This window comes from Ruegeria sp. AB8 (genome assembly GCF_056542605.1).
The window spans coordinates 1-21,422 of record NZ_JBQGAB010000013.1 but is presented as its reverse complement, the minus strand read 5'-3'; the positions used below and the strand labels follow the sequence as shown (position 1 = coordinate 21,422).

Here is a 21,422-nt window from a genome sequence, read left to right as displayed (position 1 = left end):
CTTCCTCCCACAGTCGGTGCGGAAACCCAAAACAATACTGAAATCAGCTGAGCTAATACCGTTTTTTGGAAGAGTTATCTCACAAAGTCATGGCCGCAGGGAAGGCACCGCAGAGAAATGAAACCAAGTGGCAATTTCCGTGTGCGAAATGCCTGGAAGGAAACACGCCATTCCGCCCGATGACAGGAAACTCTGCATCGGTCTCTCACGTTTTCGAACCCGCCGGTGGCGGCTTTCTGCGCGGATATTCAGACCGCCTTGGAACCAGTGATCAAAGCCGACCGACGAACATCACGACAGCTTCATGCAAGTGACGAACAATATCCGCTCTGCTTGGTTCAGGCGTCGAAGTTCCAGATGTCGCGCTGAACCTCCCAGCCGTCTTTGCCTTTCTGGAAGTAGAGAATGTACTTCCCTGAGAGGTCCTGCCCTCCCATCGAGCCCGTCAACGTTCCCATGGTGACGGCAAAATCTCCGCTGACATGCGCCCCGGTCGGGTTGGCCACGACGTTGCTTAGACCTCCGTCGATTGCGGCCTGCCAGTACTCGCGGATCGCAGTGTGACCTGACATGGTCGGTGCGCCCGGCGGCATGATCGCGCCGTCTTCGGCATAGGGTGCGGTTGCCTTGCCGGCATCCTTTGCGTTGATCCCTTCAATGATTGCCGCATCGAGCGCTTTAACGGTGTCCAGAACTGACATCTTCTCCTCCCGAGTTTTCCCGCAGATGATCACAGACTACCACAGTTGCCCGAGTCGCTTCACATCTGCGATGCCAGGACTAGGTAAGCCCCGGGAAAAGCGGAAGGCGACGAAAGCCAATCGGCTCAGCTTAGGTCGCTTTGCCTCCGGTCCTCCATCGCCCGATTGGCGGCGGCAAACAAGCCCACGCCAATCTCAATCCGTTGCCAGTTCCGTGATCTCGCGGCGGAAGGGCAAGGCGTCCCCAATATCCGGCCCGTCCAGCTCGCGGGCGTATCGATGCCCGGCATAGGTCGCCCATGCAATCGGCCCCGGTGCATTGGCGTCTCCGATCAGCTTGACGGACTTGATGCCTGCGTCGGCCCAATCGGTCTCTTTCGCCTTCAGGGCGTTGTAGACGCCGTTGTTCTCAAGCCGGGATGCGACCATTACGACGGCATCGGCTTCGATCTTCCAGGTGCGGTCCGTATACACACAGTTCGATACCACATGATCGGTGTGGATTTCCGCTACACCCTGATTGAGCACGATTTCGACCCCGGCTTCGACCAGTCGCGGGTGGATTGCGATCTGTTCCAGCGTGTTGTTCGTCCAGTCGCTGACATAGGCTGACGGCGTGACGAGCGTCACCTGCGCCCCGTTTCTCGCCAGCAACTCGGCCAGCACGCCGCCCATGTAGTAGTGGTCGTCGTCATACACCACCACGCGGCCCGAAGGGATCGTACCATCCATCAGGTCGTCAGGCGTATAGACCTTGGCGCCATCTGCAATCGGCATTGGCACGACATGCTGACGGGCAACACCGTCGCGACGCCATGTGGATCCGGTCGCGATACAGACGTTTTCGAATCCGAACTCAAGAATGCTGTCGGCATCCAGTTCACTCTCGCGGTAGATTTCCACGTTCGGCCGCTGTTGCAACTGATATTCCCGGTAGTCCACGACACGCCCCCAGGCGCTGAGCCCCGGCAACGCGCGTTCGCGGGTGACACGTCCTCCGATCACGTCCCGCGCTTCGGCCACGGCCACATCGTAGCCGCGGCGGCACAGCGCCCAGGCCGCTTCAAGTCCCGCAGGACCAGAGCCGACAATCAGCACGTTCGAGCTGTCGCCCTTTTCGTTCATCTTCTCGGGGTGCCAGCCCTTGCGCCATTCCTCCATGAAGGTCGGGTTCTGGGTGCAGCGGCTGATCGACATGGTCATGTCGCCGGTGATGCAGATATTGCAGCCGATGCATTCGCGAATGTCGTCGATCCGGCCTTCCTCGATCTTCTTCGGCAGGAACGGGTCGGCAATGGATGGGCGGGCGCAGCCGATGAAATCCAGCGTTCCGGACTTGATCATCCTGGCCATCACATCCGGTGAAGTGAACCGCCCTACCCCGACAATGGGCTTGTCGGTGAGTTCATGAATGCCGCGCACAAGATGTTCCTGCGCCGCCTCTTCCTTGAACCGCGACGGGCCCGAGCAATCTTCCCAGGTGCCCTGCGCCAGATCCCAGAGATCGGGTAGATCCTTGTTCATCTCGACATAGTCACGCACCTCGGCGTTCGAGAAGCCAAGTTCGCCGATGGTTTCGTCCAGCGACACCCGCAGCGTGATCGCCATCTTGTCGCCCACAGCGTCGCGCATGTCAGCGATGACTTCCTGACTGAACCGGGCCCGGTTTTCCAGAGACCCGCCATATTCATCGCTGCGCTGGTTGGTGGCCCGGCTCAGGAAGTGCTGAAAAATCCCGAACCCGTGTGCGCCATACAGACAGATCAGGTCAAATCCGGCATCCTGCGACCGTTTGGCCGCATTCACGAACCAACGGCGCAGGTCCCGGATGTCCTGCTTGTCCAGTGCGCGCGCCTGAACCGGATCGTTGGTGAACGTACGGATTGGCAATGCGGTCGGTGCCAGCGGTACCTCTTTCGTGTAAAGGTTCGGCCCGTTGATGCCCGAATAGGCCAATTGGATCCCGGCCAGCGCGCCATGTTCTTTCATTTTCTCGGACATCTTGCGCAGTTGCGGAATGTCCTTGTCTTCCCACAAACGCAATTCGATGAACGGCGTGATCTCCGAGGTATGGTGCATCTCGCACTGTTCGGTAAAGATCACGCCCCAGCCGCCCTCGGCTTTGATACCTCGCATCGCAGCAGCAGCCGAAGGATCACGATAGCCGCCGCCATTGCAGTGCGGCACCTGATAGAAGCGGTTCTTGGCGGTTAGCGGGCCAATCTTCATCGGTTCGAACAGAACATCATAGCGTGGATCGCGCATTGCTGGATCTCCCTTAGGCATCTGGCGGTATCGCCCTGTGGCGGGCCGAAATTCTGATGGTCAGAGCGTATTTCGCGCTGGATATACCCCCTTATTTCGACAATCATGGTAGGTCATGGATCATGAGGGGGTATATACCCCCAAAGAGGTATAGCGCCGTGGACCACATGCCCAAGCCAGAGCTTCTGGCAGACACAATCCTGTCCATAGGTACCACCGGGTTTGCCCAGCGATTGCAAAACTGGCTCGGCGCCTGCCTGCGTATCGATAACATGACCATCGTCGCTTTCTTCAAAAGCCAACAACCAGAGGTCTTTCTGACCCAAGCCAGCGAGAAGCGCGTTTTTGAACGTATGAACAGCCACTATGTAACAGGCGCTTACCTGCTGGACCCGTTCTATTCCCTGCACGCGGCAGACGCGGCAGATGGGATGTACCGACTAAGCGACATTGCCCCGGACCAGTTTCATCGCAACGAGTACTACAAATCCTATTATCAACGCACCACGCTCGCCGATGAGATCGCATTCTTCTCGTCTCCGACGCAGGGCGTGTCGATGACCGTCTGTCTGGGGCGGGATGCGACCACCGCATCACGGTTTTCATCCCGTGATCTTGAGCAGGCAAGGCAATTGGCCCCGGTTGTAAATGCGCTGGTCAGGCAGAACTGGTCGGACCTCAGACCGCAGGGCTCAGACACGCCGGAAGATGTCGTCGATCTTTTGCGTCACCGACTGTCCTCGGAACTCGAGATCAGTTTGAGCGCAAGGCAAGCTGAGATCGCACTTTTGATCCTGCAGGGGCATTCGTCGGTTTCCATCGGCCTCACGCTTGGGATCAGCCCGCAAACCGTCAAAGTCATACGCAAGCAGCTATACAGGAAATGCCAGATCTCTTCGCAGGGAGAGCTGTTTTATCTGATCGCACCGTACCTGTCCGATCACAGCCAACTGCAATCAAAACAAGCGTAAATCCTTCCAGATTAGCCAAAACCTAACTAAGGGTAAGCTAGACAGTAATTTCGCCCAATTCCAACTTGTGGGACGTTCCTCACGAAACGCGCAAGGCGTGCTGGATCGGCACGGAAAGCTGTAATCGCGAAGTGACCGTCGCCCGAACAATGGTCACTTTGACGACTGCACGCCGTCCTCCGAAATCGGTGACTACAGGGGCCTCCATAATTGGAACCGTCTGTCAGACCCTATCCAGTTCAGCCAGGAGTTTGCCCGGCCATTTGTGTCGGACCGAGATACAGTCAAAGGGAAACGAAACATGCCCATCGAGAAAACGGACACACTGGTTGTTGGTGGCGGTCAAGCCGGTATCGCGCTCAGCGAGCATCTGGGAAACAACAATGTTCCGCATATCATTCTGGAAAAGAACCGGACTGCCGAGGCGTGGCGTACCGGTCGCTGGGATGCTCTGGTCGCCAACGGCCCGGCCTGGCACGATCGTTTCCCGAGCCTGCTGTTCAAGGGCGACGATCCGGATGCCTTTGTCTCGAAAGACCGGGTGGCCAACTATCTTGTCGAATATGCCGAAATGGTGAACGCGCCCATCCGCGAAGGTGTCGAGGCGCTCAGGGCCGAGCGTATGCCCGGCGAGGGCGGCTTCCGTGTCGAAACTTCGGCCGGTGAAATCCATGCCAAGCGCATTGTTGCCGCTACCGGCGCTTTCCAGCATCCGGTGATCCCGCCGATTGTGCCGAAAACGGAAGGTGTCGACCAGATTCACTCGTTTTTCTACAAGAACCCCGGCCAGTTGGCCGAAGGTGCCGTGATGGTCGTCGGTGCCGGATCATCCGGCGCACAGATCGCGGATGAGCTGAACCGGGCTGGCCGCAAGGTGTTTCTGTCGGTAGGACCGCATGACCGCCCGCCGCGCCGCTATCGAGGCCGGGATTTCGTCTGGTGGTTGGGCGTTCTGGGCCTGTGGGACGTGTCCGCGATGAAGCCGGGAACCGAACACGTGACCATCTCGGTCAGCGGCGCCTATGGCGGGCACACAATGGATTTCCGTCGTCTTGGCAACGAAGGCGTCACCCTGGTTGGCATGACAAAAAGCTTCGAGAACGGCATTCTGAGCTTCGCCGACGATTTGCGGCGCAATGTGGCCGCTGGCGATGCCAATTATCACGAAATGCTGGATTTGGCGGACGCCTATGTGGACCGTACCGGCCTTGATCTTCCGGAAGAACCCGAGGCGCGAGAAGCCTTCGCCGATCCCGACAGCCTGACCAATCCGCTCGGTTCGGTCGATTTCACCAAGGAAGGCATTACCACGATCATCTGGGCCACGGGCTTCCGTCAGGATTTCAGCTGGATCAAGGCCAATGCCTTCGACAACAAAGGCGCGCCGATCCATCAGCGCGGGGTTTCGGTTGAACCGGACGTGTATTTCCTTGGCCTGCCCTGGCAGTCGCGCCGCGGCTCGACCTTCCTGTGGGGCGTCTGGCACGATGCGAAATACATTGCCGATCAGATCGCGATCCAGCGGGCCTATGCCGATTATGACGGCGAAGCAGCGATCATTGCCCCCGCAGCAGAGTAAGAAGACAGGATCCCGACATGGCGCATACACGTATCCGCAAATTCAATACCTCTGACACCTACCCTGAACAAAACCTCGACAACGACCTGTGTCAGGCCGTTGTGACTCAGGGTGGCAAAACCGTCTACCTGCGTGGCCAGTGCCCGCAGAACCTGGACGATGCGGTCAACATCGACAGTCACGACCCGGTCGAGCAGACCCACAAGGTGATGCAGAACATCAAGCAGCTGATCGAGGAATGCGGCGGCTCGATGGAGCATCTGGTCAAGGTCGTCGTCTACATCACCGATGTCCGCCACCGCGAGGCCGTCTATCGCACCATGGGCGAATACATCAAAGGCGTTCATCCGGTCTCGACCGGTCTGGTGGTTCAGGCGCTGGCACGTCCGGAATGGCTGGTCGAAATCGACGGCACCGCCGTTATCCCTGACTGATCGTTTCGATCAGTCGACAGACCGGACCGCGTCCCTTTCTTGCTCTCACGCGCGGTCCGGTTCCTGTGTTTCAAGGAGACCTGAATGACTTTTTCATTGGTTGCCCGCTGCGCTGAAACTGGAATGTTCGGCTTAGCGATTTCCTCCTCGTCGCCCGCCGTGGCGGCCCGCTGTTCCTTTGCCCGCGCCGGAGTCGGGGCGGTCGCAACGCAGAACGTGACCGACCCCAGCCTTGGTCCGCTGACGCTGGACCTGATGGAACAGGGCAAGACCGCACCCGAGGCTATCGAGGCCATGAAGACCGACGCAAAATTCATCGAATACCGTCAGGTTCTGGCTGTGGACACGGCCGGGCGCACCGCAATCCATTCTGGGCCAAACAGCCTTGGAATCTGGACACAGGCGCAGGCCGAGAACGTCGCATCGGGCGGGAACCTGCTGGACAATGACGGCATTCCGCAGGCCATCGTCGACGGATTCCTTTCCGCCTCGGGCCATATCGGCGACCGCCTGATTGCCGCGATGCGCGCGGGTCTTGCTGCGGGTGGCGAGGCCGGTCCGGTGCATTCCGCAGGCCTGAAGATTGTCGACAAAGTTAGCTGGCCGGTGGCCGATCTGCGTTGCGACTGGACCGAAGATTGTCCCATCGAGGCTGTTGCAACCGCTTGGGACATCTACAAGCCACAACTGGACGCCTACATCCAGCGCGCACTCGACCCGCGCGAGGCGCCCTCCTACGGCGTGCCCGGCGACCAGTAATCAGGGAGAGACAAAATGTTGGACTATTCACACGAAGACTGGAAAGCCCGTGCCGCCGGTTTGTCGTTTCGGGGGCAGGCCTTCATCAATGGCTCGTTCGTCGATGCCGCCTCTGGCAAGACCTTTGACAGCGTCAATCCGGCCACCGGCGCGGTTCTGACCAAAGTTGCGGAATGTGACGAAGAGGACGTCAACCGGGCCGTGGCCGCGGGACGCGCTGCGTTCGAAGATGGCCGCTGGTCACGCATGGCACCGGGGGACCGCAAGGCGGTGATGCTGAAACTGGCCGATCTGATCCGGGACAATCTGGAAGAGATGGCGCTGCTGGACAGCCTCGACATGGGCAAGCTGGTCACTGATGCCGCCACCATCGACGCGCCGGGGTCCGCGCATTTCTTCCAGTGGTATGCCGAGGCCATCGACAAGGTCTATGACGAGGTTGCCCCCACCAGTCCCGGCGATCTGGCACTGGTCCGCCGCGTCCCCCTTGGTGTCGTTGGCGCCGTTACCCCATGGAACTTCCCACTGGACATGGCCACGTGGAAAGCCGCCGCCGCGCTGGCCGCAGGAAACTCGGTTGTGTTGAAACCGGCCGAGCAATCGCCACTTTCGGCATTGCGCCTGGCCGAACTGGCCGCCGAGGCCGGCGTCCCGGACGGGGTCTTCAACGTCGTGCCGGGCTTTGGCGCGACGGCCGGTCGCGCGCTGGGTCTGCATATGGATGTGGATTGCCTGGCCTTTACCGGCTCGACCGCCATCGGCAAGATGTTCATGCAGTATTCGGGGCAGTCGAACCTGAAACAGGTCTGGCCGGAAACCGGCGGCAAAAGCCCCAATCTTGTCTTTGCCGATTGCGAGGATCTGGACACCGCCGCCGACATGGCCGCCTTTGGAATATTCTTCAATCAGGGCGAGGTCTGCTCGGCCAACTCGCGGCTTTATGTCGAACGCTCGATCAAGGATGCCTTCGTCGAAAAGCTGATTGCGCGGGCGCGGGCAACCCAACCGGGCGATCCGCTGGACCCGGCCTCGAAAATGGGCGCCATCGTCGACGAAAAGCAGACGCAAGGCATTATCCGTTTCGTCGAAGAAGGCAAGAAATCGGCCAATCTGGTGACAGGTGGCGAGCGTGTCACTGTCGACGGCAAGGGCTGCTTTGTTCAGCCCACCATCTTTGACGACGTGAACCACGACAACCCTCTGGCCCGCGATGAAATCTTCGGTCCCGTCCTGTCGGTCATTCCTTTTGACAGCGAGGATGAGGTCGTCGCCATGGCGAATGACTCGATCTACGGTCTGGCGGCCTCGGTCTGGACCGACAACCTCAGCCGTGCCTGCCGGGTATCGGACAAGTTGATGGTCGGCACCGTTTCGGTCAACACCGTTGACGCCCTGTCTGCCCAAACGCCGTTTGGCGGCATGAAACAATCGGGCTTCGGACGGGATTTGTCATTGCACTCGCTTGAAAAGTATACTGCTTTGAAGACCACGTGGATCAAGTACACGGCTTGATCCGCAACCACGCGGGGATGCGCCATTGCCTTTCAGATACACGCTGCGGCAGCTGGAATACTTTGTGGCCGTTGGAAAGGCAGGCAGCATCGCTGCTGCCAGCGATAAACTGAATGTTTCGTCGCCGTCGATCTCGGCGGCGATCACCCAGCTTGAGCTTGAGTTCGGTGTCAATCTGTTCGTGCGCGAACACGCGCGGGGCCTGTCACTGACCAAGGCCGGGCACAAGTTCATGGAACGCACCGAATTCGTTCTGCGCGAGGCCGAACTTCTGGCGACGCTGGCAGGTGAAATCACCGGCAAGGTTCAGGGCATCCTTTCTGTGGGTTGTCTAATGACCTTTGCGCAGATCGTCCTGCCCGGATTGCGGCGGGAATTCGAGATCACATACCCCGACGTTCGCATCGAGCAGCGCGAACTCAATCAGGCGGAAATCTTCAGCCAGTTGCGCCGGGCAGAACTGGATATCGCGCTGACATATGATCTGGATATCCCTGCCGATCTGGAATTCCGGCCCCTTCACAAGCTGCCGCCCTATGTTGTCCTGGGTGAAGGCCACCCGCTGGCCGACCGGACAGAACTGACGATCCCCGATCTTCAGGACAGCCCGATGGTGCTATTGGACCTGCCGTTCAGTGGTGAGTATTTCCTGTCTTTCTTCCGGGATGCCAATATCAAACCGAATATCGGGGAACGCACTGCCGACATGTCCGTGATGCGGTCCCTGGTGGCCAATGGCTTCGGATTTTCGATCGCAAATATCCGCCCCCTGAATGTGCTGTCGCCCGATGGCAAAAAGCTGATCTTCGTTCCTTTGGCAGGGGATCTCAGACCGATGCATCTTGGGTTGCTCACAGCGCGCGCCGAGAATGAGACCAATACGGTGAAGGCCTTTGTCGAGCATTGTGAACAAGCCGAGAAGTCCGGCACGCTCCCGGGTCTCTGCAATCAGAAAGCGGGCTGATATCAGCTTCGTTTTATCCTAACCTCTGGTTCGCCAATCCCGGATTTATGTTTTTTGCAGGTCGTATAGGCTGTGCACAACACGGGTATTTTCATCCAAATCACAGGCACAAAGAGTATGACGTCCTCGCTGGAAATTCTGGAAAAGCTGGTCAGCTTCGATACGGTCAGCAAGAACTCGAACCTTGAGCTGGCCAGCTATGTCGAAGCGTTTCTTGAGGCGCGCGGTTTTGCTGTTCACCGCATCACCGACCCCGGCGGAGAAAAAACCGGGCTTTATGCCGAAAAGGGACCGGACGGAGATGGCGTTTTGCTGTCCGCGCACACTGATGTCGTTCCGGTCGAAGGGCAAAGCTGGACCAGGGATCCCTTCCGGCTGACCCGCGAAGGTGACCGGCTTTACGGGCGCGGAACAACTGACATGAAGGGTTATGTGGCCTCGGTCATGGCTTTGGCCGACCGCACGGGCACTTCGAACCTGCGCGAGCCGCTCAGGATTGCATTGTCTTATGACGAAGAAGTCGGCTGCGTTGGCATTCAGCACATGCTGGATCGGCTGGCGCCGATGCTGGGTCAGCCCCGCGCCTGCTTTGTGGGCGAGCCCACCGAGATGCAGGTCGCTGTCGGTCACAAGGGAAAAGCCGCATTGCGGGCTGTATGCCACGGGCAAAGTGGTCATTCGGCGTTGGCGCCGAAATTCGTCAACGCGCTGCACCTGGCGACTGATTTCGTGAATGAGTTGCGCGCCCTGCAAAAAACCTATGCCGCAAGTGGAAACATCGACCCGGAATACTCCGTTCCCTACACAACCTTTCACGTCGGCATGATGTCCGGCGGCAAGGCTTTGAACATCGTGGCGGACCGCGCCGAGCTGACCTTTGAATACCGGCATCTGGCATCGGACCGCGGCAAAGATATCCTCGACCAGATACAGGATGCGGCCCACAGAGTTGGTGCGGCGTATCAAAACCTATGCCCCGAGGCGCGCGTCGAGGTCGAACAATATAACGCCTATCCCGGTCTGGACGTGCCCGACACGGATGCCGTCATCGGCTATGCCCTGAAGCTGTCGCAAAGCAACGCGACCACGAAGGTCGCGTTTGGCACCGAGGCCGGGTTTTTCAGCGAGCTGGGCATTCCCACCGTCGTTTGCGGGCCGGGATCAATGGAAAGGCAAGGACACAAGCCGGACGAATATCTGGACCTCGGGCAACTCAGCGCCTGTGACGCGATGATGGACCGTATCCTGGCCGATATCAGCCACTGAGACCGGATATGGAATTGCTGCAGGACCTCACTCTTGTTGACGGAATCGGCCTGTTGGGGTCGGCAATTATCGTGTGCGTCTACTATCTGGCGACATGCAATGTCCTTCCCGCAAACAAGATACCCTTCAATGCCTGGAACATTCTGGGCGGATCACTGGTCATGATTTCCCTTATCCATCGGCCAAATCCGGGCGCAATCGTGATCGAGGTCATGTTCATTTTCATCGCCGTTCTGGCGGTCTTGCGAAACTTGCGCGGCGCACGGTAACCCGCGCCGCGCGCCTGTCATTCCGCAATCATGTAAAACTTGCGCAATGTCTTCGTGATTTCCCACGTACAGGGCGTGCCTTTGGGTACAAAAAAGGTGTCTCCGGCCCCAAAAACCTGCGCCACCCCGTCCGATCCGGTCAGCGTGACCGAACCCGAGATCACGGTCATCATCTCATCCACCGGATAAGCCTCGATATCCTCGCGACAGGGCGCGCATTCCCATACCCCTACCGAAATCTTTTCATCCCGGCTTTCGAAAAAGCTGCTTATGGTCTCGGTCTTGTCCGAGGTGGTGAAATCACCGTCAGCCACTAGGGAAGACGGGACAAAGCCGGTTTCGGGGTGGCCATCGGCCAGCAAGCGGATAGGTTTGGTCATGTTTTCCTCCTTTTTTAACTCAGTGGCATCGGCAGAAATTTCGGCACCGGCCTCTCGCTGCTATCCAGGTCCCGCGCCCAGCGGTGCCCGGCATGGACGGCTGCCGCAAAGACCGACGGGGCCTCGCAATCGCCGATCCGGCTGACGGATTTGACGCCTGCGTCCTCCCACTCGTCCCCGCACACAATCAGGTTCTGATAGACGTGATCTTCGGTTTTTTTTGACGTCAGCACAACAGCCGCACCAACTGCAGCGCCAAACCTGCACCACGATGGATGCAGCGTCGCGCACGGTCAAAAAGCGCCTATCGCAAGCTGGACATCACCATCGAGCGTGCGCTTTTCCTGCTGCTGCTCAAACTCGTCGCAGTACCGATGGAATAAAAGACCGGGCGGCCTGGCCGCCCGGTAAATTGGTGCTTATTGCACGGGGAGAGTTTACTTCTTCAGATTTGTCCAGATCTGGTCATAGACGGCCTGAACTTCCTGCGAACAAACCTCGATAAAGACACCGGGGCCGACCTTGTCGTGCGGGTTCTTTTCCGGTTGCGTCGCAAGCGCGGGGTCCAGGAACTCTTCGACGCCTGCGACCCCCGCGTTATAGCGGGCAAAGTTGGTGACAGCGGCGATGTTTTCCGGCTCCAGCAGGAAGTCCATGAATTTCAGCGCGTTGTCACGGTTCGGCGCGTCTTTCAGCAGAACGACATTGTCCATCCACGCGATATAGCCCTGCGTCGGGTACGCATATTCGACATTTGCGCCTTCCTCGCGCGCTTTGGCCGAGAACCCGTCATAGATCTGGCCGACCGCCGCGTCGCCCGAGACCAAAACCTCTTTGGCGGTGTCCGAGTTGAAGGACGACCAGTGCTGCTTGGCCTCTTGCAACATGGCGTTCAGCGCCTTGAGCTGTTCGCGGTCGGTGGAACACTGCGGGATGCCCATGTGCAGCGCCGCCATGGCCATGACCTCACCCTGGCTGTCCAGCATGTTGATCCGCCCCTGCAACTCGGCCGGCGGGTTGAACAGGATGTCGGTGGTCTGGATGTCGCCGGAATAGACGTCGCGGTTCACGGCAAAGCTGGTCGAGCCCCATTGATACGGGATCGAATGTTTGCGACCCGGGTCAAAGCTGGGATCGGCCCATTCGGGTTCGATATTGCCCTTGTTCTTCAGTTCGCCGTCTTCGATCGTGTCCAGCATGCCCTCGCCTGCCATGATCGACACCATGTAATCGCCCGGTACCGAAACGTCATAGGTTCCGATCCCGCCAGCCTTGAGCGAGGCGAGCATCGCCTCGTTTGAATCGTAGGTGTCCATGGTCACCTCGATGCCGGTTTCCTCGGAGAATTTGTCGATCAGCTCCTGCGGGATGTATTCGAACCAGTGATAGACAACCAGTTCGCCTTCGGCTGCCGCTGCATTTGCGCCCAAAGTCAGGGCCAGCGCGGCGACGCCGCTTTTCATCATATGTTTCATTGTGTTTTCCCTCTGTTGGTTATTTCGTGTTGTCAGTTTTGCTGACGAAGTAGCTGATCGTGACCATGATGACGGACACGGCCAGCAGCATGGTCGAAATCGCCATGATATTGGGTTTGAGACCCTGTTTGACCGAACCGAAGATCGCCGTCGGCAGGGTTTCAACACCCGCGCCTTTGACAAAGTTGGTGATGATGAAGTCATCCAGGCTGACGATGAAGGCCAACAGGAAGCCCGAGATGATACCGGGCATCATCAGCGGCAGCAGAATCTTGGTAAATGCCTGCCGCTTGGTGGCATAAAGGTCCTGCGCGGCCTGTTCATAGCTGTCCTCGATCCCCTGCATCCGGGCCGAGATCGGCAAATAGGCAAAGGGAATGCAAAACGCGATATGAGCCAGCAGGATGGTCATGATGCCGCGTTCAAATCCGATCGAATTGAAGAAGATCAGGGTTGCAACGGCCGTCACGATCTCGGGCACCATCAGTGGCAGGCTGATCAGGCCGAATGACAGGGTGCGCAGTTTGAACCTGCCGCCCCGGACCATTCCGGTCGCCGCCAGTGTCGCAATTGACGTCGACACCGTGGCTGCAACAATGGCGATGATAAAACTGTTCTTGGCGGCCTGCTTGAACTTATCGCTTTCCGGTCCGGTGAACACGTCCGCATACCAGCGCAGCGACAGACCTTCCCAGTTTGTCAGTGATTGCGAGGCATTGAAGCTGTAGATCGTCACGACCAGCAGCGGCGCATACAAAACGATCAGACACAACAGGGTGATACCTTTGAAGCCGCGATAGGACTTGATGTCGAATTGCTTGCTTGCCATCGGTCAGCCCTCCGCTTTCTCGGCTTTGGCCTGTTGCCGTGCAAACAGCATCAGCAGGATCAGAACCATGGTCAGCAGGATCATCGACGCAGCCGCGCCAAACGGCCAGTTGCCGGCATTGCCCTTGAACTGTTCCTCGATCAGCGAGCCGATCATAAAGTTCTTGGCGCCGCCCAGCAGGTCGGGGGCAAGGAAGGAACCCATCGAGGGAACGAAAACAAGGATGCATCCGGCGATCACACCGGGTTTCACCGCCGGAAGGAGAATGCGCCGCAAAGTCGTCCACTTGGTTGCATACAGATCCGCTGCCGCTTCGCTCAGCGCGAAGTTGTAGCGTTCCACCGCCGCGTAGATCGGCAGCACCATGAAGGGCAGATAGGAATAGAACAGGCCCAGTTGCACCGCGAAGTTGGTATTGACGATATGCAGGGGGCTGTCGATCAGGCCGATGCTGATCAGAAAGTCATTCAGCGGACCCTGGTCGCGCAGCAGGAATTTCATCGACACGGTCCGGATCAGCAGGTTCACCCAGTACGGGATCGTGATCAGGAACACCCAGACGGGCCGCATGTTTTCGGGCCGGGTGGCAATGAAATAGGCCGTCGGAAAGCCGATCACCAGGCTAAGCACCGTCGCCGCGCCCGCCTGCCAGATCGAACGCCAGAAGATGGTGAGGTAGGTCCATTCGATCTTGGGCGGTTCATCCCCGAACAGACCACGGTCAAAGAAGAACTGATCATAAGCGGCCAGCGAAAACTCCCAGATCACGCCGCCGCGGAACTCTTTCGTCAGGAACGAGTAGACCAGCATCATGAACACCGGTGCCAGGACCAAAATGCTCAGCGTCACCCATGCAGGCAACAGCAGCCAAGTGCGGGCCTCCTTATAGGTGTCGGTCGTTGCGCTGCCGCCGCTTGCTGCACCGGCGGCCATCAGTCCACCAGGAGGCGCGCGGCCCCCAGCTCCATGTTGACGAACATCTCGGTGCCCGGCTCGAAGATGCGCTTGTTGCCGCGATCAGAGTTCGACGTGCGCACCACGAAATCGGGTCCGTCCTGCAGATCCACGATCGTGGTGATGTCGGTGCCGACAAATATGTTGTCCTTCACGCGCCCCTTGAGGCTTTCGCTTTCGACCGGTTTGTCGGACATGTACAGACGCTCGGGTCGGATCGACATGTGAACCTTTGACCCCACCCCGACACCTTCGACCTGATCACAGGTCAGTTCGTGCCCGCCGCCCAGATGACAGATCGCGCGACCGTCCCGGAGCCCGTCGACGGATACTTCCAGCAGGTTCGTCTCGCCGATGAAATCGGCAACAAACATGTTGCGCGGTCGCTCATAGATATCCGTCGGCGCGCCCAGTTGCTGCATTTCACCTGCTGACATCACCGCAATGCGATCGGACATGGTCAGCGCCTCTTCCTGATCGTGCGTCACGAAGATAAAGGTAATCCCGGTTTCCCGCTGCAGGTGCTTCAGTTCAAGCTGCATGGCCTTGCGCAGTTTAAGGTCCAGGGCGGATAGCGGCTCGTCCAGCAACAGCACTTTGGGCTGTGGCGCCAATGCACGCGCCAACGCGACCCGCTGTTGCTGGCCGCCCGAAAGCTGGCTTGGTTTGCGCGCCGAAAACTGGCTGAGCTGCACCAGTTCCAGCATTTCACCGGCTTTCGTGCGCGCCTGAGACTTCGACGCACCGCGCATCTCAAGCCCAAAAGCCACGTTGTCCAGAATGGTCATATGCGGAAACAGCGCATAGTTCTGGAACACCGTATTCACCGGGCGCTTGTTCGGTGGCAGGTTTTCAATCTCATCGCCATACAGGAAAATGGCGCCTTCGGTCACGTCCTCGAACCCGGCAATCATCCGCAGCAAAGTGGTCTTGCCGCAGCCCGACGGCCCCAGAAGCGTAAAGAACTCATTGTCCATGATCGACAGTGAGATCCTTTTCAGCGCCGTAAAGTCGCCGTAGCGCTTGACCGCATCCCGCACGTCAATCGCGACATTTCCACTGTCAGACACATCCGCCTCCCTAAGCACCGCGAAATTTGGCACAGGTATATACGGAGCGGCGAAACCTCTGAAGAATTGAGTTCCTCACCAAACATTAGGCTAAACCTAATCAATTATTGTTTCCTGATGCGACGCAGGCATTTACCAATGGAATGCCTGGTCGTTGCCCCGTGGTTCGCGTGGCCCCTCACCTGCCAGAAATGCACCTTGGATTGCCGCTTGGTTTGGTACAGCCCAGGGCGGAAGACCCTGATCGCGTGTGGGGAAGATGAATTGCGACACAGCGTTGCACAAGACACCAACTAAATGGCCAAGACCGTTTTTCTCACGAGTACAAGGAACCGTTGACCACCGGGCACACGGCCATCGCCTTGAAGACAACGCCCGACATTTTCTTCGCGTAGTATCGTGACGGAAGCCGGCCATTTGGATCAACTGTAAAAAGTAGAAAAGTCCGGCGTGATTTGGCCATCTTGGACCATGTTGGCTGAGACGGGCCACGTACTACGGAACTTCCAGGTCTTTCCGGAAACATGCGTTACAGCTTCAGTCAGATACTGATACGCAAAAATCAGGCATTTTGCGCACCACCCATATTTGATTACATCTCCTCAAATGCTCAGCATCGCAACCGCGATGTTCAGAAAACCTTCGTTTGGCGCAATCAGAGGCGACGCCGGTGACCCGTATGGTTATCAGCTGGTCTTGCCTGCCCTCGCCGCCTTATTCCGCAGCGTCGATCCGCAGGGTTCGGACAGAAGGGTCCACACGCGCATACGCGGCCAAAACGCGGGTTGTCCATTTTTGCGAAATGTAATCCGCCATGAAACGGCTGGGCGCAATCAGGGTGGCCACCCCCCCTGCCCTGCCAGCCTCGACCAGATGCTGGAACCAACTGGACCAAAGCTCTGGGTCGCGTTCATACAGAAACGCCTGGACCGACCGCCAGACGTCATCGTCGCCTGTTTCCGGAGCCGGAGGTTTGGATTTGAACGGTATGATGTTGGTTTCTTCGGCCGGGGCCTGCCCCATCCTGTCCTGAAAATCCCTGCCAATAGTGGGCCAGATCTCTTCGGTGTCGATCATGATCCGCTTCAGATCCAGTTCATAGACCGCAACCCGCCCCCGTGCTGCCGGTCGTTTGACTGAAATCCACCCTCTGCCGCGCAGCTTGGCCATCTCGCGTTTGACGGTTCGTTCATCCACGGACCACAGGCGCGCAATTTCCTCGCGCCCGATTGACAGTTCGTTGTTGCGCCAGTTGTAGCGGGTGGTGATCAGAACCATTATGCGAAGAATACTGCGCTGGCGATGCTTGTCGCCAGACAGCGCGTGGACAGACAGCGCCGACAGAATGTCGTATTTCAGGGCCGAGGCATTGCGCCCGACCGGTTTTGCAACCTGCATTTGTCCCTCACCGCTCTATCTGCCTCACGCGGTTGCTTACCGCCTCGCGCTTTTCCAACGCTTTTCGTGATGATGTCCCAATTAGCGTCCAGCTCATCGATTCTGTCAAGAGCTGTCTTGTTTTGGGCGGCTGCGGATCCAAATCCAGCATTCAAAAAGAAAAGAAATTGGTGAAATATTGGTGATGGGGGACACCCTGTATGTCCCCTTATTTGGGCACTTTGTCCCCCTAAATGCTGTATACCCGAACGTAGTGACCCCCTAATTCTGGAGCGTTCCCCCTAGCGAGTGCCTTCCCTCGTCAGCGTCGCGAATCGAATCGGCCCACGTGCCGATGGCCCTTGTTTTCTTACCCGTGGGTAAGATTGTCATCCCATCATAATTTCTTTTGCCAAAGCTGCAAATCAAGCGTAAATATGAAAACCACAAAATTTAACGTCCTAAGAAACGAGACCCGAGGCATGTACACGCACGAAGACCTGAATGCATTGCGTAATCAGTCGCTCAAATTGCAGGGCTGGATTCGCCAGCAGACCTTTAGCCCTGAGATGGAGAAGACCCTCCGCCGGTTCTCAAGCTGGGAAGTGTCGGAGCTGATCTTTAAGGTCAACCAATCCACTTTTCGGGGCAAGTTGGCCTCGGACCCGACCCTGCCCAGTGGTGAGGTGGAGCCGGATGGCCGGCAGAGATGGTTCAGCCTGGAAGAAGTCAATGAACTGCGTCGTCGATTGAAGGTGAACCGCAAGACCCTGATGCCGCCCCGCCCGGCCGGCAAGCGTGCCATCCGTGCCGCTGTAGCCAACTTCAAGGGTGGCGCGGGCAAGTCAACGGTGGCGTTGCATCTGGCCCATGCCGCGGCACTGGATGGCTACCGGGTGCTGGTGGTGGATTTCGACCCTCAGGCGACACTGAGCCATTCGATGGGCCTGACGGATGTTGCCGAAGACTTTACGGTCTGGGGCATTATGGCGCGTGATCTTATCCGCGAGACCCAACGGATGAACAACCGCCCCGCCGCCGCCGAATCCGGGACCGCCCTGCCCCGCCGCGAGTTGCCGCCATCGATCACGGACATGGGGCTCGGTGATCTGCGGATCGGTGACTTTATCAAGCAGACGTCCTGGTCCAGCATCGACGCCATCCCGTCCTGCGCCAACGCCGCTTTTGTCGAGTTTGCCTCGGCTCAGTACCGGCACTTGAATCCTGAATGGTCGTTCTTTGCGGCAGTATCGCGTTATCTGGACCAGATCCCCGATGACTCTTACGACCTGATCCTGTTCGACTGCCCGCCTGCCATTGGCTACCAGTCGATGAACGCAGTGTTTGCGGCGGACATGCTGTATGTCCCATCCGGCCCGGGTTACTGGGAATACGACTCCACGACCTCGTTCATTGGCCAGCTTGCTGAAGCTCTGGAAGACCTCGCTTATGGGTTCGACAAAACATTACCCACGGGTAAGATCGGGCTTCCCAAGACCTTCTGTGAGTTGCGCTTTCTGCTGACGCGATATGAGCCCGGCAACGCCCTGCACCACGCCATGTTCGACGCATTTCGAAAAGTGTTCGGGGAACACGTGGCCGAGCACCCGGTCGAGATGACCCGCGCGGTCGAACAATCCGGTCGTTTCCTCAGTTCGGTCTACGAGATGGATTACCGAGAGATGACCCGGGAAACCTGGCGCCGCGCACGATCGACCTTTGACAACGTATATGAAGAGTTTCGGGGCGTCATGCTGTCGGCCTGGGATAAGCTGGAGGATGACGCATGACCCGCAAACGCAGAATGTTCGACATTGATATGCCCGCCATGGAAGACATACCCGTGGGTAAGGTTCCGGACCAAGTTCTGGAGAAGCGGCGGGGTCCGATGGCCGCAGCAATCTCGGAGAATGCTGGTGCTCTGCGCGATCAGCAATCGACCGAGGATGCCATTCGCGCAGAAAACGACAGGCTTGCGCATGAGCTGGTGAGCCTGCGGGCCGAAGGGCTGGTGACGGAACGTGTAGACCTGTCAGACGTCGTTACAGAAAAACTGACGCGCGATCGCAAACCCGGTCCGGATCCGGAATTGGAGGAGTTGAAAGCGTCGATCAGGGAAATCGGTCTTTCCAACCCGATCCGGCTGGAGCGTCGCGCGGACGGGCGATTTGACCTGATTCAGGGGATGCGCCGCCTTTCTGCTTATCGTTTGTTGCTGGAAGAAACCGGCGATTCCATCTACGCAAAAATTCCGGCAGGCATTTCGGACGCCGCTGATCTGGACAGCAGCTATCGGCGTATGGTGGATGAAAACCTGATCCGAAAGGACATCTCCTTTGCGGAAATGGGTGCGTTGGCCCGGGCCTACGCAGAGGATCCGGCCAATGACTGTGCGGATGTGGACAAGGCGGTTTCGATTCTTTTCAAATCAGCAAGCTACACAAAGCGAAGTTATATTCGGGCATTCGCGAGCCTGCTGACCAGGCTGGACAAGGTTCTGAACCACCCAAATGAAATCCCGCGAAATGTGGGGGTCGAACTGAAGCGCAAGCTTGATTCCGATCCGGGTTTGATCCGCGCAGTCAGCACTGCGTTGATGAGCGAACCCGACAGGGACAACGCACGAGAGGTGGCGATTCTCCGGTCTTTTTTGGGACAGGCCTCGGAAGCTGTTGCCAGGCCGAAACCGGACAGTCCCGGAAAGCCGCGTCGGGCGAAGACGACGTTTCAGGTGTCTGGCCGCGCGGGGATTGCAAAGTGTTCGGCCTCGAGTGGACGGTTGGAGATCAGGCACGATCTGGATTTTACGCGTGTTGATCGTGCGAGGCTGGAGGCCGCCATTGCAACGATGATTGAATACCTGCGAGAGGAGGATGATCTTACCCACGGGTAAGAACCTACAGAAAACATGTGAAGCTTCCGTGGGGTGCTGGATTTGAAGCCAGCACCCTTTTTCGTGTTAACCCAAAAGGTCCGTAGCGGGATTTTCTGCGATATCGACGTCGTCGTAATACTTCTGCGCCTGCGCGACTGAGCGGTGCAGGGACAGTCGCATGGCTGCCTGAATCGGGGCGCCGTCCAATGCGGCCTGGGTCAGGAAGCCCGAACGAAGACCGTGGGCAGAGGCAAAGTCTTCGGGCAGACCGGCCAGCTTCAATCGATGTTTGACGATCTGCGCTACCGCGTCGGGGGAAAGGCGGCGGTTCAGCACCCGATCAGCTTTCGAGATCGGGCGGAAGAGGGGGCCGTCCTTGATCTGCCCAACTTCGATCCAATGCACTAAAGCCTGCGCTGCTCGGCCTTTCAGCACCAGTCTGGGGGTTTCTCCCTTCTGGGTGGTCTTGGTTTCCAGCAGGGACAGCCAGATGACACCGCTCTTGCCGAATTCCTTAAGGGATACATCCTCGCGCATCAACGCCGTGATTTCCGAGCGGCGGCGCCCGCCGCTGGCCCAGCCCAGCATCAGGATCGCCCGGTCGCGGCAATCGCGACGACTGCCACGGCAGGTCGCCAACAGTTGCTCGAGCACATCGCGGGTGATGGGGTGGGCGGATTTTGGGGCAGGGGGACGGGCTGCGGCGCGGCGTGCTTTGGCCCGTGCTTGCTTCACCTGCGGCGCCTCAAACGGGCTGGGAAGGTTCTTCATCCGGTGGAAGGCCAGCCAGGAGGCGATACGCCGGTCCAGCGTTGAGGGGGCCGGGCAGGCCAGTGACTTGCGCAACCCTTGTGCAATCAGCGCTTCTGCCGTCTGGCGGGCGACATCCGTTTTCGGCGCGTCGTTCAGATCCCGGGCATGATCGAGGATGAAGGCGAGGGCGGTTTCTTCATTCTCGGGCCAGTTTAGGATCGAGCCAATCCGAGCGGCCTTCCAGGCCGTGATGTAGACCAGGTCACGCTCGTACGCTCGTAACGTGTTCTCCGGCGTGCCGCGGACATAGAGATCGGTCAGCGCGTCCTGATATGCTGAGGACAGTGCAGGAGAAGAGGCTGGGAGATATGGGGCAGGGGTACTCATAGCGCGTATTCTGCGTCAATTCAGTTCGCTTTTCAATTGACTCGATAAGCGATACTTATCATATATAATGTCAAATTGACAGTATGCCAAAAGTAACGCGCAAAAATGTTAGATTATGAGCGTAAAGAGGGCAGGGCACCTAAGATCACTACAAAACCCGCTTCGGCTCTAAAGAAAGCCCGAGATCGCCTTCAACACTGTTTCCGGGACCTCTAGGCGGAGAAAGTGGCCCACGCCCTCCATCGCCTCAAACCGATTTTGACCGACAAGATCGTGCAGTGCTTTTCCTCGTTCGATTGGGATTCAGGGAGGTTGTGTCGCAAACTTTGGGTCTGGATTGACGAGCCTACAGATTCCGAAGTTTGTTGTCCGCGTATTGTTTTCCAACAGATTTCAGCATGATTTCCTTGAAAGGCTGCTATTTTTCCCAAAGATGCGGTTCTAAAGGTTGTGAAGGTGTAGACGCCCCCGCTGGCCTCGATGCAACGTTCGGCCTTGTGAAACCCAATACGGATCTGTTGCAAACTTTTGGCTGTTGACGAGGTCAGATGCTGCGGGTGAATGACTTTCGGTAAAATCAGTCGAAAGTCAGTTCATGATTT

Annotated in this window: 20 protein-coding genes; 10 read left to right on the top strand and 10 right to left on the bottom strand. The window is 58.0% G+C overall.

Annotated features, from left to right (window positions below; all coding sequences use genetic code 11):
• Positions 1 to 338: 338 nt before the first annotated feature.
• Both ACR0CG_RS14410 and ACR0CG_RS14405 read right to left on the bottom strand, forming a co-directional pair.
• The gene (locus ACR0CG_RS14410; protein ID WP_480525765.1) at positions 339 to 701 is read right to left on the bottom strand and encodes a YybH family protein; all 363 of its coding nucleotides are present in this window, start codon (positions 699 to 701) and stop codon (positions 339 to 341) included.
• A 195-nt stretch (positions 702 to 896) separates the two neighbouring features.
• Positions 897 to 2,966, bottom strand: coding sequence for an oxidoreductase (locus ACR0CG_RS14405; protein WP_480525763.1), 2,070 nt, complete (start codon positions 2,964 to 2,966; stop codon positions 897 to 899).
• A 167-nt stretch (positions 2,967 to 3,133) separates the two neighbouring features.
• Here ACR0CG_RS14405 and ACR0CG_RS14400 point away from each other — a divergent pair, with 167 nt between their 5' ends.
• The 8 genes from ACR0CG_RS14400 to ACR0CG_RS14365 all read left to right on the top strand — a co-directional run bounded on the left by ACR0CG_RS14400 (position 3,134) and on the right by ACR0CG_RS14365 (position 10,720).
• Positions 3,134 to 3,937, top strand: coding sequence for a helix-turn-helix transcriptional regulator (locus tag ACR0CG_RS14400; protein WP_480525761.1), 804 nt, complete (start codon positions 3,134 to 3,136; stop codon positions 3,935 to 3,937).
• A 301-nt stretch (positions 3,938 to 4,238) separates the two neighbouring features.
• A complete protein-coding gene (locus tag ACR0CG_RS14395; protein WP_480525759.1) occupies positions 4,239 to 5,516 on the top strand; it encodes a flavin-containing monooxygenase in 1,278 nt (425 codons plus the stop codon).
• A gap of 17 nt (positions 5,517 to 5,533) precedes the next feature.
• Positions 5,534 to 5,950, top strand: coding sequence for a RidA family protein (locus tag ACR0CG_RS14390; protein ID WP_480525758.1), 417 nt, complete (start codon positions 5,534 to 5,536; stop codon positions 5,948 to 5,950).
• A gap of 84 nt (positions 5,951 to 6,034) precedes the next feature.
• The gene (locus tag ACR0CG_RS14385) at positions 6,035 to 6,709 is read left to right on the top strand and encodes a DUF1028 domain-containing protein (RefSeq protein ID WP_480525757.1); all 675 of its coding nucleotides are present in this window, start codon (positions 6,035 to 6,037) and stop codon (positions 6,707 to 6,709) included.
• A 15-nt stretch (positions 6,710 to 6,724) separates the two neighbouring features.
• Positions 6,725 to 8,221 carry an aldehyde dehydrogenase gene (locus ACR0CG_RS14380; protein WP_480525755.1) on the top strand — a complete coding sequence of 499 codons (1,497 nt, stop codon included), beginning with the start codon at positions 6,725 to 6,727 and terminating at the stop codon, positions 8,219 to 8,221.
• A gap of 25 nt (positions 8,222 to 8,246) precedes the next feature.
• A complete protein-coding gene (locus tag ACR0CG_RS14375; protein ID WP_170611565.1) occupies positions 8,247 to 9,185 on the top strand; it encodes a LysR substrate-binding domain-containing protein in 939 nt (312 codons plus the stop codon).
• 117 nt (positions 9,186 to 9,302) lie between these two features.
• Entirely contained in the window at positions 9,303 to 10,451 is a 1,149-nt protein-coding gene (argE, locus tag ACR0CG_RS14370; protein WP_480525753.1) for an acetylornithine deacetylase, read from the top strand.
• Between the two features lie 8 nt (positions 10,452 to 10,459).
• Positions 10,460 to 10,720 carry a CBU_0592 family membrane protein gene (locus ACR0CG_RS14365; RefSeq protein ID WP_170611560.1) on the top strand — a complete coding sequence of 87 codons (261 nt, stop codon included), beginning with the start codon at positions 10,460 to 10,462 and terminating at the stop codon, positions 10,718 to 10,720.
• A gap of 17 nt (positions 10,721 to 10,737) precedes the next feature.
• Here the strand turns inward: ACR0CG_RS14365 and ACR0CG_RS14360 are convergent, their stop codons facing one another.
• The 7 genes from ACR0CG_RS14360 to ACR0CG_RS14330 form a co-directional block, all read right to left on the bottom strand.
• The gene (locus ACR0CG_RS14360; protein WP_480525751.1) at positions 10,738 to 11,100 is read right to left on the bottom strand and encodes a cupin domain-containing protein; all 363 of its coding nucleotides are present in this window, start codon (positions 11,098 to 11,100) and stop codon (positions 10,738 to 10,740) included.
• 14 nt (positions 11,101 to 11,114) lie between these two features.
• Positions 11,115 to 11,333 carry a hypothetical protein gene (locus ACR0CG_RS14355; protein ID WP_480525750.1) on the bottom strand — a complete coding sequence of 73 codons (219 nt, stop codon included), beginning with the start codon at positions 11,331 to 11,333 and terminating at the stop codon, positions 11,115 to 11,117.
• Positions 11,334 to 11,537: 204 nt separating this feature from the next.
• Complete coding sequence (locus ACR0CG_RS14350) at positions 11,538 to 12,575, bottom strand: extracellular solute-binding protein (protein ID WP_170679207.1); 1,038 nt, start codon at positions 12,573 to 12,575, stop codon at positions 11,538 to 11,540.
• A 19-nt stretch (positions 12,576 to 12,594) separates the two neighbouring features.
• Positions 12,595 to 13,404 carry an ABC transporter permease gene (locus ACR0CG_RS14345; RefSeq protein ID WP_170611552.1) on the bottom strand — a complete coding sequence of 270 codons (810 nt, stop codon included), beginning with the start codon at positions 13,402 to 13,404 and terminating at the stop codon, positions 12,595 to 12,597.
• A gap of 3 nt (positions 13,405 to 13,407) precedes the next feature.
• A complete protein-coding gene (locus tag ACR0CG_RS14340; RefSeq protein ID WP_170611550.1) occupies positions 13,408 to 14,337 on the bottom strand; it encodes an ABC transporter permease in 930 nt (309 codons plus the stop codon).
• A complete protein-coding gene (locus ACR0CG_RS14335) occupies positions 14,337 to 15,428 on the bottom strand; it encodes an ABC transporter ATP-binding protein (protein ID WP_170611548.1) in 1,092 nt (363 codons plus the stop codon). Before ACR0CG_RS14335 ends, ACR0CG_RS14340 begins: the two co-directional genes overlap by 1 nt.
• Before the next feature lie 714 nt (positions 15,429 to 16,142).
• On the bottom strand, positions 16,143 to 16,826 hold the full coding sequence (locus ACR0CG_RS14330) for a DnaA N-terminal domain-containing protein (protein WP_480525746.1): 684 nt from the start codon (positions 16,824 to 16,826) through the stop codon (positions 16,143 to 16,145).
• Between the two features lie 461 nt (positions 16,827 to 17,287).
• Here ACR0CG_RS14330 and ACR0CG_RS14325 point away from each other — a divergent pair, with 461 nt between their 5' ends.
• On the top strand, positions 17,288 to 18,595 hold the full coding sequence (locus tag ACR0CG_RS14325; protein ID WP_170611545.1) for an AAA family ATPase: 1,308 nt from the start codon (positions 17,288 to 17,290) through the stop codon (positions 18,593 to 18,595).
• Positions 18,592 to 19,698, top strand: coding sequence for a ParB/RepB/Spo0J family partition protein (locus ACR0CG_RS14320; protein ID WP_480525744.1), 1,107 nt, complete (start codon positions 18,592 to 18,594; stop codon positions 19,696 to 19,698). The genes ACR0CG_RS14325 and ACR0CG_RS14320 overlap by 4 nt, the downstream gene beginning before the upstream one ends.
• 66 nt (positions 19,699 to 19,764) lie before the next feature.
• Here the strand turns inward: ACR0CG_RS14320 and ACR0CG_RS14315 are convergent, their stop codons facing one another.
• Positions 19,765 to 20,820, bottom strand: a complete 1,056-nt coding sequence (locus ACR0CG_RS14315) for a tyrosine-type recombinase/integrase (protein WP_480525743.1) — start codon at positions 20,818 to 20,820, stop codon at positions 19,765 to 19,767.
• Positions 20,821 to 21,422 lie beyond the last annotated feature (602 nt).